Origin of the sequence: Pedobacter sp. BMA, from assembly GCF_001027745.1 — a bacterium.
Classification (GTDB): Bacteria; Bacteroidota; Bacteroidia; order Sphingobacteriales; family Sphingobacteriaceae; genus Pedobacter.
In genome coordinates, this window is sequence record NZ_LECU01000004.1 from 569,245 (window position 1) to 583,896 (window position 14,652).

The window sequence follows — 14,652 nt, forward strand, 5'->3', positions numbered from 1 at the left end:
ATTCTTTTCGCTCCTGCTTAATATTATTTATTTAAAGCCATTTGGTTAGTTTTAACAGCAGCCGAATCGGTAGCTGTAGAGTCTGCCTCTGCTTTCACAGGTGCAGGTGCCACTGGCAAATTAAATTGTTTTCTTAAATCATCGTTTAAGTATGTTTTCTGCTCAGCTAACCAGGTTTTATACTCAGCATCAGAAACTACACGCACAACTTTTTGCATGTTGTAGTGACCAGATCCACAAATTTTAGCACAATAAAACAGGTACTTGAAATTAGGATCGTTTGTTTCCTGCTGCATCTCAGCAGTAGTTTTTGTTGGCGTGAACTCAAAGAAAGTTCTCATACCAGGAACAGTATTTAACTGCACTCTAAAGTGTGGCATGTAAAAACTGTGAATCACATCCTTACTGGTTAAAATTAACTTAACGGCTTTGTTCACAGGAAGAACTAACTCATCAGCCATTTCATCATCACGTGAATTGATATCTTTAAAATCAATACCTAACGTATTGGTAGCAGTAGTTAACTTATAGTTTTTAGTACCTACAATACCATCAGCTCCAGGATAACGGATTGACCATTTGAATTGCTCAGAAGTAATCTCAATTTGAAGCGGCTTATTGTTTGGATCTTCAACTTTGAAGAAAATTGATCTCCAGGTTAAAAAACCCATCAAAACCAATACAGTTAAAACTAAAGCCGGAACGATAGTCCAGATTTTTTCAATGGTATTGTTATGCGGATAGTAGTAAGCTTTTCTTTTTGCTGAATATTTGTAGATGTAAGCAAATCCAAATAATAAAATGTGAGTAGCAATGAAAACGATAGTGGTAATGATCAATGTGATATTGAACATCTGATCGATCTTCTTACCATGCTCCGAAGCAGCATCAGGTAACAACATTGAACCATGTACCGTATATTCCCAATACACACCATATAAACCCAAAACAAGGAATAATGCAAACAAACTTGCATGTACTCTATTCCAGTTGATCCCAACAGGTTTACCCTGTGCTTCGCGGCTTAACTCATAAACCCTGATGGCTTTCCCAATAATGGCTATGAATAAACATATGGCTAAGAAAATCAATACATAAAAAATGACTGATTTATAAACCTCACCCATATCAACTTTTGTTGCCGCTGCAGCACCCGCTGCTGCCTCTTGCGCTAAAGCGCTGGTACTTGCAAAAACAGTAAGTAGTACTGCTAAAGCTGCGGTCGTTTTATTCGTGATAAACTTTCTTAAACTCATTTTCTTAAAAGTAGTACGCCGTACTGCTAATTATAATAATAATAAAATATCTGCCCTATGATACCACCGGCTATAGCTGGTGGTGCAAACTTTCTTGTAATAATGGGTGGTTCTTTGCAATAAGTGGTTTCTTACTTAGTGCGGTCAATACCGTAAAGGTAAACAAACCTACAAATCCTACTGCAGTACCAATTTCAATAAAGCTGAAACCATTAGTTCCTTCTTCTACCGCTCCTGGCATAATCATCTGATAGTAATCAACCCAGTGACCTAATAATACCACGATAGCTACAAATAACAATTTAACATCTTTTCTTTTGTTATCCCTATCCATTAGGAATAATACTGGTGCCAGGAAGTTCATTGCAAGGTTTAGGAAAAACCAGAATTTGTAATATTCAAAGCGTTTGTAAAAGTACACAGTTTCTTCCGGCATGTTAGCATAGTAGATCAATAAGAACTGTGCAAACCATACATATGTCCAGAAAATAGAGAAACCAAAAATGAATTGACCAAGGTTGTGCAGGTGGCTATTGTTAACCCATTGCATATAACCGGCTCTTCTTAACAGTATGATGATAATGGCAATAGTAGCTAAAGCACTTACCCACATTGCAGCAAAGTTATACCAGCCAAACATCGTTGAAAACCAGTGAGCCTCTAACGACATGATCGTATCGAAAGCAAAAATTGGCGTAGTAAAACCATAAATTACTAAGAAGATACACGCATTTTTAAAGCTCTTTCTGTAAGAATTTAAGCCGCCTGCTAAATCTTCATTGTACGAAAACTTAGTAAACATGATAGCGAAGATGCTATACACCCCCAGGAACAATATCTGACGAGCCAAAAAGAAAGGCTTGTTCAAAAATACTGACTTACCTGCTATAATCGCATCATAGTGCTCAGAACCTTCTTCTGCTAAACCATGAGTAGCCCAGTGTTTGTAAAGATAAGGTACAGTAACGTTCTGACCATGTTCTATAATAGAATGCTCAAAGAACAGACCTGCAGATATGATAGCAACAAGAATAACCGCTGCAATAGGCAAAGTCTTTGCCATGGCTTGTGGTACACGTAGAATTGAAGCAGACCAACCTGCTTGAGCTACAAATTGAACAGCTAAAAAGAACATTCCCGACATACAAACGCATGCAAAATAATATCCCATAAGCAACAGGTTTGCAAAAGTGCGCTCTTGATGGCCACTTAAAAAACCGTAAGCAACAGCAGCAATACCGAAAACGATACCAACTATACTTAAAGTTTTTACTTTACCTGTAAACTCAAACTGTTCACTAAAATTAATATTGTGAGTTCCCATTTATATTCTGCTTTACTATTGTCCTTTTTGTAATTGTTGAACATACATCACCACTTTCCAACGATCTGTCGGGTTGATTTGTGACGCATGCGACCCCATGTTATTTACGCCATATGTAATGGTATGATAAATTTTACCAGCGGTAAGATCTGCCATATTTCCACCACGCGATGAAGCGCCCGTTTGATAAGCTGGTACACCGCTAAATTTCTCGATTTTAACTAAGTGGCCTTGTCCATCCCCTTTTTCACCGTGACATGGGCTACAGAAAACAGTAAATAAATGTTTTCCTTGTGCCAGATTAGTTGTATCAACTGGTAAAGGGTTAACCATACTCACACCGGCAGCCTCATAACCCTCTTTGGTATTAGGGTATTCATCATACTCAGTGAAACCTACTGGTTTGGTATTGGCTGGTGGCAACTGTGCAGCATGACCTTTAAAACTAGGTACATGTGCAGTATCCACTGGTTGATCCGGATTCAAAGCGATCGGATCATACATATTTCTGGCATATTCTAAGCCAGTACTGCGTTTATCCTTGCAAGATGATAAACTAGCTGCAAAAGCAATAGCTAAAAACGCAGTATAAACAAATTTATTCTTATTCATAGCTAATGTACTTCCTTTCATTATACTTTACTTCTAAAGCACCGGCATCTTTTAATAAACCATCAATTTCAGTATGCGCTGTATTATCTTTTGCATCGATTGCAATAACAAAACGATCATCAGTCGCACGAAGATCCATTACTCTTGGAGCTCTTCCCGGAAATAAATGTGTAGAAGCATAATAGCTTAACACCATACCGAAAGCACAAAACAATACGGTAAGCTCGAACATTATCGGAATAAAATCCGGCAATGCAAATGATGGCTTACCACCAATGTTAACTCTCCAATCGATTACTGCGCAAAAATAAATTAAAGCAAATGCTGCGCAAGTTCCGGTAATACCAAAGCAAAATGCCGCGATATCGATTCTCGATCTTTTAACTCCTAATTTAGCTTCTATTCCGTGAATAGGCATTGGGGTATATACATCAAAAATACTGATGTTATTCTCCTGAAGCTTTTCGATGCCATGCATCATCTCATCAGGATCACCGAAACTGCCTAAAATATATTTGATATCACTCATTGTTATATTTTTGCGTAATCTTCTTGTTTAACACTATCAAATTTTTCTAAAGATTCTATGTACTCAGCTACATATTCTTTATTCTCATGACCTTCTTTAATCTGCTTCATCTTCGCTTGCTCACTCGCAGATTTCAATAATAATTTAACCTCGGCAATAGCGATGGATGGCAATACTCTTAAGAATAATAAGAATAAAGTAAAGAATAATCCGATTGAACCTACGAATACACTGATATCAACCCACGTTGGATAAAACATTGCCCAACTTGATGGAATATAATCACGGTGTAGTGAAGTAACGATAATTACAAAACGCTCGAACCACATACCAACGTTTACTACGATTGATAAAATCCAGGTAGCTTTAATGCTTAAACGGATCTTCTTGAACCATAACAACTGTGGTGAAATTACGTTACAGGTCATCATCATCCAGTACGACCACCAGTAAGGACCGGTAGATCTGTTGATAAATGCATACTGCTCATATTCTGAACCAGAATACCATGCAATGAAGAACTCTGTTAAATAAGCTACACCTACGATAGATCCGGTTAAGATGATGATTTTATTCATCGACTCAATGTGGAACATGGTGATGTAGTTTTCAAGACCCAAAACTTTACGGGCAACCAATAATAAGGTTAATACCATCGCAAACCCTGAGAAGATCGCTCCTGCCACAAAGTATGGCGGAAAGATCGTTGTATGCCATCCTGGAATTACGGATGTTGCAAAGTCCATTGATACAATTGTGTGTACTGAAAGTACCAGTGGAGTTGAGATACCTGCTAAGATTAATGACACAGCTTCGAAACGTTGCCATGTTTTAACACTTCCACTCCATCCAAAAGAGAAGATAGAATAGATTTTTCTGCGCGTTCCAACAGCACGGTCGCGGATGGTTGCAATATCCGGCAACAAACCAGTGTACCAGAATAATAATGATACAGAAAAGTAAGTCGAGATGGCAAACATATCCCATACCAGTGGTGAGTTAAAGTTTACCCATAATGAACCAAACTGGTTTGGCAAAGGTAAAACCCAATAAGCTAACCATGGACGGCCCATGTGAGATACTACATACGTCGCTGCACAGATTACGGCGAAAATGGTCATCGCCTCTGCCGAACGGTTAATCGAGTTACGCCAGTTCTGACGGAAAAGTAATAATACCGCTGAAATTAAAGTTCCAGCGTGACCGATACCTACCCACCATACGAAACCGGTGATATCCCAAGCCCATCCTACTGTTTTATTTAAACCCCATGCACCGATACCATTCCAGAAAGTGTAACTTACTGCTACAACCCAAAGTAATGCACCCATAGAGGCTACGATGAAACCAATCCACCAGGCCTTATTCGGCTTGTTCTCTACCGGCATCAAAATATCATCCGTAATTTTTGCATACGTGATATTATCGCCGGTAATTAATGGTTCTCTAAGTATTGATTCGTTATGTCCTGACATAATTTGTATTTTCTTTATACTAAAGCTTACGCTTGTACTGTTGTATCTGTATTTCTAATTTTTGTCATATATCCGATACCTGGTTTCACGTTGATCTCTTCTAAAACGTAATAGATACGCTCAGAACGTAAAGCTTTTGAAACCTCTGAATTAGGATCGTTTGAATCACCAAATATGATGGCATTTGCTGAACAAGCTTCTTGACAAGCCATTTTGATATCGCCATCTTTCAACGGACGTTTCTGCAATTTAGCCTCTAATTTACCAGCCTGGATACGTTGAACACACATCGAGCATTTCTCCATTACACCACGTGAACGCGTAGTAACATCTGGGTTTAAAACCAATTGAGTAAACTCGTTATTTAAGTAGTTATCAAAACGTGAATCATTCCAGTAGTTAAACCAGTTGAAACGACGAACTTTGTACGGACAGTTATTCGCGCAGTAACGGGTACCTACACAACGGTTATAAGCCATTTGGTTTAAACCATCTGATGAGTGTACTGTTGCCAATACCGGACAAACTGTTTCACACGGAGCGTGGTCACAGTGCTGACACAACATCGGTTGGTGAACTACAGAAACGTGATCTAAGTCTTCAAGCTTAGCGATTTCTTTTTCTTTAGTTACATCACCATCCTTAGTCTCATAGCTATAGTAACGGTCAATACGAATCCAGTGCATCTCACGACGACGGCGAACCTCATCACGTCCTACAACAGGAATGTTATTTTCAACATTACAAGCAACAACACAAGAACCACAACCAGTACAAGCATTCAAATCGATTGCCATTACCCAGTTGTTACCTGGTTTTTCATATTGATCCCACAAATCGTAATCTTTGTGTTCACCTTTTTCGTTACCTGCAGATGCATCTTTAAGATAAGCTGCAAAAGTGGCTTCTTTGATTACTGCACGACCTTCAAATGAATGGTGAGTTTGAGTTTGTGCAAGCTCATAGTGGCCTCCTGTTGGAGTGATCGTTACATTTGTAGCATATTGCATGGTTCCATTTACAAACGAAATGAAAGGGAATGCATTCTTACCTACATCGTTACCAGCCTTACCCACTTTTGTACGGCCATAACCTAAAGCGATCGAAGCAGTACCTTGTGCCTGTCCAGGTTGAATCAACACCGGAAGGTCAATCGAATATCCGTTGCCACCTTTAACAGTTACAACATCGAATTCTTTAATTTCTAACTTCTCAGCAAACTTAGGTGCAAGGGCGATATAGTTATCCCAGGTTACTTTAGAAACCGGATCAGGTAACTCTTGTAAAAATGCGTTATTGGCATTTTTACCGTCACGCATCGGAATGTTTTCGTAAACCTGTAATTCTACCTGGTTGCCACCTTTCGCTAAAGCTTTGCTCGAATTCAAAACTGAAGCAGCTACGGCAGTTAGTGATAAAGTGAAAGAATAAGCGCCTGCTGTTTTAGCTGCAACTCTAACAACACCTTTCTCTAATACATCATTCCACTTAAGGCCTAATGCAGGCAACATTTTGGTTTCCCAGTTGCTGCGTACAAACTGATAGTAATCTTTTACCGGAGCATCAGCCCAAACCAATAAGCTTTCTTCCGCCTGACGGCTATTGAAAACCGGGTTAATCGTTGGCTGTACGATTGAATAGTATCCTTCGTAAGCATTTGCATCACCCCATGATTCTAAATAATTGTGGTTAATCGCAATTGCATCACAAAGTGTAGCAGTTTCATCAGCACGGTCTGCAAATGAAATCTTCGCTGGCACCTTAGCTAAAGCTTCAGTGAATGCTTTCGAGTTCATGAAATCGTAAACCGGATTACTGTTTAAAAATAAAACAGCACCAACTTCTCCACGACTCATTTCAGCAACTAAGCCATTGAACTCAGCATCGTTACCAGCATATAAATAACAAGGGTTATCTAGATCGATGGTTGCACCATAGCTACCAATTGCAGCGTTGATGGCATTAACCAGGATTTGAGTAGAAACATCGTTTGAGCCTGAAACAACAAGGGCTTTACCTTTACTTTGAACCAGTTCTTTAGCAGCTAATTTCACTACTTTATCAGCAGTGGTATTATTTCCTAAAGTTCCGCCAGCTAAAGCCTGACCTGTAATTGCATTATATAAAGCAATTAATAACGGCCCCTCTTCTGATAATTTAATCGGCACACGCGTATCCGCATTTGTACCTGTTAAGCTCATGCCACTTTCAAACTGAATGTGGCGACTCATTTTTTTACCTTCTAACGATTTATAGTTACGATTGGCAGTATACTGAGAAGTAAATTCCTCTCCACTAATCCAGGTACCTAAGAAATCTGCGCCAACACTTACAATCAGGTCAGCTTTGTCGAAGTTATATTTTGGCAATACAGCTTTACCAAAACTATTCTGGTTAGCCTGAATAATTCCTGTATAAGAAACAGCATCATACTGAACCAGTTTAGCCGCAGGATATTTTGTGATAAACTGAGCTAAAACAGCGTTCGTAGAAGGGCTGTTTACTGTTGAGGCAACAATACGGATTTTTTTACCTCCAGCCTGTGCTTTAGCTAATTCGCCTTTAACAAAGCTGTCGATTTTTGCCCAGTTCGTTTCTTCAACTTGTTCGTTCTTTACAAAAGCTGGTGCTTTTAATTTAGATACGTCATATAAATCTAAAACCGAAGCCTGTGCTCTCGCATCTGTACCGCAATTAAATTCACCGGCATTTGGATTCGGCTCAATTTTAATCGGACGACCCTCTCTGGTTTTAACTAAAATACTCTGGCCGTTAAAGCTCGAAGTATAATAGTTAGGAATACCTGGTGTTACCTCTTCTGGCTTTACCAGGTAAGGGATAGATTTATGAACAGGGGCTGTTTGACATGCAGCCAGAGTTACTGCACCTAAACCAAAACCTAACGCCTTTAAAAAGTCGCGGCGTGGGGTAACGGTACTTAACCCTGCTTCATTCAAAACATCTTCTATTGGAAGTGGCTCGGCGAATTCGTTTTTGTTATTTTTAACAAAATCGGGTGTATTGTTATACTCCTCTAAGCCTTTCCAGTATTTTTTGTTGCTTTCCATTTAAGCTATATTACTGTTTATTCGAACGTTCTTACTAAACTCTACTCTATTAATAGTGGCACTTACCACACTCTAAACCACCCAATAATGCTGGTGTAATTTTCTCGCCTTTTTTAATCTTCTCATGTGCCTCGATTACCTTAGCATAGAAAGCATTGTTTTTCTGACCAGAAATATCAGTCTCTTTGTGACAGTTGATACACCATTTCATGGTTAAAGGAGAATATTGATAAATCTCTTCCATTGTATTAACCGGACCGTGACATGCGAAACATACTGGTTCTGTAGGCTGTAATCCTTTTGCTTTACGGATAGCATCTTCTGCAACAACTACGTGTTGAGAGTGATTGAAGTAAGCAAAATCAGGAAGGTTGTGTACACGAACCCACTCCATTGGTTTAGCTTTACTCTGATCATATTTCTGAGTTTCAGGATCGTATCCTAAAGCAGCATAGATTTTCTTGATCTCAGGAGAAATTTCACCATCGTAATTATCCCTTGCCTGTACAGCTTTGTGACAGTTCATACAAACGTTCAACGATGGAATAGTAGCATTCTTAGATTTAAATGCTCCATTGTGGCAATACTGACAATCAATCTGATTGATACCAGCGTGCAACTCATGGGAGAATTTAATCGGCTGAACCGGCTGATAACCCGTGTGAACACCCGTATTCCACATGCCCATCCAACCGAATGAACCTAGGCAAATGATCAGACACAAGATGAAGAACATCACGAATTTCTTGTTTTTGAACATTTTACGGATACCTACATTTAAAGGCACATCCTCTTCAATCTCAATACCTTGCTTTTGAAGAATCAAACGTTCAAGCAATTTACTTGCGCGACCTAAGATTACCAAAATTACAATTGCAATTAATACAATAGCAACGATACCCGCAATTGATAAACCTGAAGTTTTATCTTCTTTAGGTCCGGCTGCATTTGGATCAGCAGCTTTCTTAGGCTCACCTTCTTTAATGTAGGCTAAGATATCTTTTACTTTCGTTTCGTCAAGCTCAGGGAAAGTAGTCATATCCACTTTACCATTATCATTGAATAACTTAACAGCAGCAGGATCACCAGCGGCGATCATTGCTTTGTTGTTAGGAATCCATTTCAAAAGGAAATCCTCAGGGTGGCGATCACTCACTCCCGTTAAGGCAGGACCAGTTAACTTAACATCCAATGCATGACACGAAGAACATTTTGCTTTGAAAAGCGTTCTTCCATTAGCAGCATCTTGCGCATTTACGGTTGAAACCGCTATTACGGAAATTGCTGAAAATACGAATAACGACTTCCAAACGCTTTTTAAAATCATCGAGATATCTCTCATAATGAACACTTTATACTTATTTAATTTATTTTTTGTTAGGAAATTGATGATTAAACTGCCATAGCTCCATCAAAACTTGAACAAAAGTATAACTTATTAATAAATCCCATGACAAAATAGTGACTGGAAATACAATTTATAATCATTCTAAACAAATGGCGTTTCAAGCCCGTCAGGCAAGAGAAATGCCCATTTTTGATACAATCTCCAATGGGCATCCTACATCCAAAATTTGGATGTTTGATTTTTATACTTATTGTTTTAAGATCCAGGCAAACATAAGCGGTGCAACAATTGTCGCATCACTCTCTACAATGAATTTTGGGGTATGGATATCCAGTTTACCCCAGGTAATTTTTTCATTTGGAACCGCCCCAGAATAAGATCCGTAAGAAGTAGTTGAATCAGAGATCTGACAGAAATAGCTCCAGAAAGGAATATTTTCCATTTCCATATCCTGGTATAACATAGGAACAACACAAATCGGGAAATCACCTGCAATACCTCCACCAATCTGGAAGAAACCAATTCCTTTACCCCCACTGTTTGCAATATACCAGTCAGCTAACCAACCCATATATTCAATACCACTTTTCATGGTGGTGGCTTTCAGCTCCTTTTTCATCACATAAGAAGCGAAAATGTTTCCCATTGTAGAATCTTCCCATCCCGGTACAACAATCGGCAAGTTCTTCTCAGCCGCAGCAAGCATCCACGAATTCTTCGGATCTATTTCATAGTACTGCTCCAGATCGCCGCTTAATAGCATCTTGTACATAAACTCATGTGGAAAATATCTCTCACCTGCATCATCGGCATCTTTCCAGATTTTATGAATATGTTTTTGTAAACGACGGAATGCTTCTTCTTCCGGAATACAGGTATCTGTAACACGGTTATAGTGGTTTTCTAAAAGGTCCCACTCATCTTGTGGACTTAAATCGCGGTAATTTGGTACACGCTTGTAGTGAGAATGCGCAACCAGATTCATAATATCCTCTTCAAGGTTTGCACCTGTACAAGAAATAATAGCCACTTTATCCTGACGGATCATCTCGGCTAGCGAGATTCCCAATTCAGCAGTACTCATTGCACCGGCAAGGGTAATCATCATTTTACCACCTTCGTCTAAATGCGTTTCGTAGCCTTTGGCAGCATCCATCATCGCCGCAGCGTTAAAATGGAGGTAATTACGCTCCATAAACTGAGATATTGGTCCTCTTGTATTGCTCATCTTTTTATTGTTTGCCGCAAAAGTAGCGAATTATGATACGATTTTGAAAACATTAAGGAAATTTTGGAGAAACACGTCGGGTAACATTATAAAATAATTTCAGTTAATTTGCGGCAATGATGTAACTATATCATAAACTTCATTAAGTATTGCAACAAATCATTTACGGATGAAAAAAATTTACCTAATCATATTCTTAACTGCATTATACGGAAGCTCATTCGGACAAATGAAGTTGATCAAAAAGCTACTTTCGAATGAAAAGGACACGCTTCGCAAAGCAAGCTTTCTTCCCATCCCATCTTTTGGCTACGCTCAGGAAACAGGCTTCCAGTTTGGCGTAGGGGCAATCTTTGGGTTCTATGTTGATCGTAAAGATACCCTCAACCGGCCTTCATCAATCACCCTGAACCTGAATTATTCAACCAAGAAGGCATATAACATGAGTACCATACTGGATGTCTGGGGCAAAGAAAATAATCTCCATTACATTGGAGAACTCAGATTCAAAAGAATGCCTTTCAATTTCTATGGTGTGGGTAATAGTACCCGGGAGGCAAACAAAGACAAACTCATTCAGCAACAGTTTAAAGTATTGCTGCAGGCTGAAAAACAATTATTGCCTAAAACTTATTCAGGTGTCTCTCTGGGTTTTGAAAATTACGAATACAATGATTTACAACCCGATGGGATCTTCAATTTAAACCCATACTATAAAAACAGAAACGGAAGTGTATTATACATTGGGGTTTCTCAGGCTTATGATTCAAGAAACAATAACAATTATACAACCAAAGGCTTTTTCATAAGGGGAACTTACCAATATGCCCCCGACATCTTTTCTGAAGGAAGTTTTACAGGTAGCCAGATAAAATTTGATTTGAGGAACTTCTGGAAACTGAGCAATAAATTTTCGTTTGGTGTCCAGGGGCTCTACAACATCATTACCGGTAAAAACACCCCCGTTTACCTCCTGCAGCAGATGGGTAACGATGAAATGATGAGAGGCTATTACAACGGGCGATTCCGTGATAAAAACCTTTTGGTGGCTCAGGGAGAATTACGCTATCGCTACAATACTCGTTTTGGTGCAACACTATTTGGAGGAACAGGAACAGTTTGGGGAAATGACCAGTTTAACGCCAGAGGTTTCAAACCCAACTATGGCGCAGGCTTGAGATACTTCTTCGATCCGGAGAAAGGGATAAGTATCCGTCTGGATTACGGTGTAGGCGAGAAAAGAAGTAATGAGCAGCGACAAAGCGGATTTTACATTAGCATAGCAGAAGCTTTTTAGTTTCTTCTTCGCTCCTCTTCATTACCCGTGTGTTGTTCTGATTGTTTTATTTTTTCATTGCCGAAATCATACCGTACAGATATCCTCAACGATCTGGCGTCATAATATGACAAACATTAAAACATTGACAGTAAGCGACATAAATAGACCAAAGTACAGTTACTTACTCAAACCCGCAAGTGCATTGATGGTGAGTGCCACTATTACAGTATTGAAAACAAATGCAATTAAGCTATGTAGTAAAGAAAGCCGGCGTAACTGCCGTGAAGAGATTTCTACATCCGAAACCTGGAAAGTCATGCCCAGAACAAATGAAAAATAGGCGAAGTCAATGAAATCAGGTTCATCCTCTCCGGGGAAATCCAGACCTTTACCTTTGTCATCATCGCTATCACCATAGTAAAGGTGAGCGTATCGCATACTAAAAGTAGTATGCACCAGAAACCAGGATAAAAACATACCTGAAATTGCTGTTACAAGATCAAGCGCTTTAATGTCTTTATTAATAAGAAGTAATACTACTGCTAGTAATCCGGCAAAAGTAGATACCAGTACAATTGCAAAAATTTCTTCCCTGCTTTCATCCTGCATCCTGGCCTTTAAATGCGTTTCAGAAGATGAAGTATTGAAAAACATATACCAATGAAGAGATATCAGCACAATGCAGAAAAAATCCCAGCCCAGCATAATGTGCGTTAGCATACTCATCTGTAAAACAAACGATACCCCACAACCCAACATCCCGGCAAAAAGGCTAACCAGCAATATATATAGTGCTGAGCGCTTCTGTATACCTTTTAACTGGGCTTTCTCTCTCATTGCTTAAATTTTAGTTTGAAATGTTCTTTCACCTGACCTTTTTTGAAATAAACCAAACCAATCCAGAATAAATCTATCGTGACAGTAACCTGCGGATGACGCTTAATTTCAGCCCAGGCTTCTTTCATACCTTCACTCCAGTAGATATCGTCAAAAATCAGAAGCGAGCTTTCAGTTACCCTTGGCAAACACCATTTAAAATAATTTAAAGTAGCCTCCTTACGATGGTTTCCGTCAATATAAACAAAATCAAGTGATGGCTGTTTTGCAATCACATCGGGTAAAATCAAGTCGAAATTACCCACATGCAATTCGATATTCTCAATACCCATATCATCGAAATTGTTTCTTGCAACACCGGCCGTTTGTGGGCAACCCTCAATACTGATGACTTCGGCACCAGGACATGCCTTAGCCAAATATGAAGTGGTAATTCCAAGGCAGGTCCCCAATTCAATTACAGTTTTAGGATTGGTATTTTTAGCTAAACGATATATTAACTTGGCTAATCGTGGACTTTTCAACGCATTCTTGGCAATTTCACTTACTTTTTTAGTCCTGTTCTTATTTAAATGCGAACCTGCACCTAAATCGGTGACAGTGATGGAAGAATCGTCATTAAAAAGTTTTTTTCGCTGTTCCTCAATATTTTTATATTCAGATTTATCGCTAAAATCGTAAATTACCTCATCAGCTAACTTATAAACAAATGGCGAATGCGTCCCGTGACGGGTTTTAGCTGTCAAACGGTGTTTAAGATAATCTGTAATAAATTGAAGTAGCATAATATTGCAAAAGTAAACAAACACCGCAAACGTATGTATCTTTTATGGAAAATATCTCGGAGATTAGTGCTTTAGTAAAATTGTTGGATGATCCTGATGAGGAAGTTTACCAACATGTAGAAAAAAAATTAATGGAATATGGTGGTGAGGTAATCCATTATCTTGAAAACGCCTGGGAACAATCATTCGACGGATTATTGCAGGAACGTATTGAAAATATCGTACATCAGATCCAGTTCAATACCGTTAAAGAAGACCTGAATCTATGGTACCTGAGCGGAGCATTCGATCTGCTCCAGGGCGCTTTAATTATCAACCGCTATCAATACCCAGATCTCGACGAACAAAAGGTCATCAATCAGATAGAGGAAATCAAAAGAGATATCTGGTTGGGATTGCAATATGAAATGAGTTCAGTAGAAAAAGTAAAACTCATCAACCATATTCTTTACCAGCAATATGGCTTTGGCGGGAATACAAAAAATCATCACGACCCTCAAAATTCCTACCTGAGTCAGGTGCTTGAAAGCAAAAAAGGAAATCAGATATCGCTTGCCATCATCTATTCTACCCTTGCTCAAAAACTTGATTTACCCATCTATGGCATTAACTTGCCACAGCATTTTATTTTGGGTTTTATTGATGAAAGCAAGCAAGACGCTACAGAATATGGTGTCCTTTTTTACATTAACGCCTTTAACAAAGGAAATATATTCGGAAAGCATGATGTTGATCAGTTTTTGCGTCAGCTCAACTTAGAGTCTCAGCAAGAGTATTACCGACCTTGTAGCAATACCGACATTATCCGAAGGGTAATCAGGAACCTCATCTCCGCTTATGAAAGTGCAGGAGCAACCGATAAAGTTGCCGAACTAAATGAATTACAAACTATACTTTCCGAATAACCGATA

The 14,652-nt window shown here is 38.9% G+C and carries 12 protein-coding genes; 2 read left to right on the forward strand and 10 right to left on the reverse strand.

Going from position 1 to position 14,652, the window contains the following annotated elements; translation table 11 throughout:
* Positions 1-23 precede the first annotated feature (23 nt).
* From AB669_RS08655 to AB669_RS08690, 8 genes are all read right to left on the reverse strand, one after another.
* On the reverse strand, positions 24-1,256 hold the full coding sequence (locus tag AB669_RS08655) for a cytochrome c oxidase subunit II (protein WP_047798867.1): 1,233 nt from the start codon (positions 1,254-1,256) through the stop codon (positions 24-26).
* Between the two features lie 70 nt (positions 1,257-1,326).
* A complete protein-coding gene (locus AB669_RS08660; protein WP_047798868.1) occupies positions 1,327-2,580 on the reverse strand; it encodes a hypothetical protein in 1,254 nt (417 codons plus the stop codon).
* A gap of 15 nt (positions 2,581-2,595) precedes the next feature.
* Positions 2,596-3,213 carry a cytochrome c gene (locus AB669_RS08665; protein ID WP_047798869.1) on the reverse strand — a complete coding sequence of 206 codons (618 nt, stop codon included), beginning with the start codon at positions 3,211-3,213 and terminating at the stop codon, positions 2,596-2,598.
* On the reverse strand, positions 3,185-3,721 hold the full coding sequence (locus tag AB669_RS08670) for a DUF3341 domain-containing protein (RefSeq protein WP_047798870.1): 537 nt from the start codon (positions 3,719-3,721) through the stop codon (positions 3,185-3,187). The genes AB669_RS08665 and AB669_RS08670 overlap by 29 nt, the downstream gene beginning before the upstream one ends.
* A 2-nt stretch (positions 3,722-3,723) precedes the next feature.
* Complete coding sequence (gene nrfD, locus AB669_RS08675; RefSeq protein WP_047798871.1) at positions 3,724-5,196, reverse strand: NrfD/PsrC family molybdoenzyme membrane anchor subunit; 1,473 nt, start codon at positions 5,194-5,196, stop codon at positions 3,724-3,726.
* Between the two features lie 26 nt (positions 5,197-5,222).
* Positions 5,223-8,264: a TAT-variant-translocated molybdopterin oxidoreductase gene (locus AB669_RS08680; RefSeq protein WP_047798872.1), complete on the reverse strand. Its 3,042-nt coding sequence runs from the start codon at positions 8,262-8,264 to the stop codon at positions 5,223-5,225.
* 49 nt (positions 8,265-8,313) lie between these two features.
* A complete protein-coding gene (locus AB669_RS08685; protein WP_047798873.1) occupies positions 8,314-9,606 on the reverse strand; it encodes a c-type cytochrome in 1,293 nt (430 codons plus the stop codon).
* 253 nt (positions 9,607-9,859) lie between these two features.
* Positions 9,860-10,840 (reverse strand): deoxyhypusine synthase family protein, encoded by a 981-nt coding sequence (locus AB669_RS08690; RefSeq protein ID WP_047798874.1) that lies wholly within the window; start codon positions 10,838-10,840, stop codon positions 9,860-9,862.
* Positions 10,841-11,009: 169 nt separating this feature from the next.
* On the opposite strand from AB669_RS08690, the gene AB669_RS08695 reads away from it, so the two are divergent.
* Positions 11,010-12,137 (forward strand): polymerase, encoded by a 1,128-nt coding sequence (locus AB669_RS08695; protein ID WP_053058338.1) that lies wholly within the window; start codon positions 11,010-11,012, stop codon positions 12,135-12,137.
* A 159-nt stretch (positions 12,138-12,296) separates the two neighbouring features.
* On the opposite strand, the gene AB669_RS08700 is transcribed toward AB669_RS08695, so the two are convergent.
* A complete protein-coding gene (locus AB669_RS08700; protein WP_047798875.1) occupies positions 12,297-12,956 on the reverse strand; it encodes a DUF1345 domain-containing protein in 660 nt (219 codons plus the stop codon).
* Complete coding sequence (locus tag AB669_RS08705; protein WP_047798876.1) at positions 12,953-13,741, reverse strand: O-methyltransferase; 789 nt, start codon at positions 13,739-13,741, stop codon at positions 12,953-12,955. The genes AB669_RS08700 and AB669_RS08705 overlap by 4 nt, the downstream gene beginning before the upstream one ends.
* A 44-nt stretch (positions 13,742-13,785) precedes the next feature.
* On the opposite strand from AB669_RS08705, the gene AB669_RS08710 reads away from it, so the two are divergent.
* Positions 13,786-14,646 carry a transglutaminase-like domain-containing protein gene (locus AB669_RS08710; protein WP_047798877.1) on the forward strand — a complete coding sequence of 287 codons (861 nt, stop codon included), beginning with the start codon at positions 13,786-13,788 and terminating at the stop codon, positions 14,644-14,646.
* Positions 14,647-14,652: the final 6 nt, after the last annotated feature.

What these genes read in the sequence shown, in the direction of transcription:
- AB669_RS08655 (WP_047798867.1), bottom strand. Translation starts at nt 1,256, where the DNA reads ATGAGTTTAAGAAAGTTTATCACGAATAAAACGACCGCAGCTTTAGCA.
- AB669_RS08660 (WP_047798868.1), bottom strand. Translation starts at nt 2,580, where the DNA reads ATGGGAACTCACAATATTAATTTTAGTGAACAGTTTGAGTTTACAGGT.
- AB669_RS08665 (WP_047798869.1), bottom strand. Translation starts at nt 3,213, where the DNA reads ATGAAAGGAAGTACATTAGCTATGAATAAGAATAAATTTGTTTATACT.
- AB669_RS08670 (WP_047798870.1), bottom strand. Translation starts at nt 3,721, where the DNA reads ATGAGTGATATCAAATATATTTTAGGCAGTTTCGGTGATCCTGATGAG.
- nrfD (WP_047798871.1), bottom strand. Translation starts at nt 5,196, where the DNA reads ATGTCAGGACATAACGAATCAATACTTAGAGAACCATTAATTACCGGC.
- AB669_RS08680 (WP_047798872.1), bottom strand. Translation starts at nt 8,264, where the DNA reads ATGGAAAGCAACAAAAAATACTGGAAAGGCTTAGAGGAGTATAACAAT.
- AB669_RS08685 (WP_047798873.1), bottom strand. Translation starts at nt 9,606, where the DNA reads ATGAGAGATATCTCGATGATTTTAAAAAGCGTTTGGAAGTCGTTATTC.
- AB669_RS08690 (WP_047798874.1), bottom strand. Translation starts at nt 10,840, where the DNA reads ATGAGCAATACAAGAGGACCAATATCTCAGTTTATGGAGCGTAATTAC.
- AB669_RS08695 (WP_053058338.1), top strand. Translation starts at nt 11,010, where the DNA reads ATGAAAAAAATTTACCTAATCATATTCTTAACTGCATTATACGGAAGC.
- AB669_RS08700 (WP_047798875.1), bottom strand. Translation starts at nt 12,956, where the DNA reads ATGAGAGAGAAAGCCCAGTTAAAAGGTATACAGAAGCGCTCAGCACTA.
- AB669_RS08705 (WP_047798876.1), bottom strand. Translation starts at nt 13,741, where the DNA reads ATGCTACTTCAATTTATTACAGATTATCTTAAACACCGTTTGACAGCT.
- AB669_RS08710 (WP_047798877.1), top strand. Translation starts at nt 13,786, where the DNA reads ATGGAAAATATCTCGGAGATTAGTGCTTTAGTAAAATTGTTGGATGAT.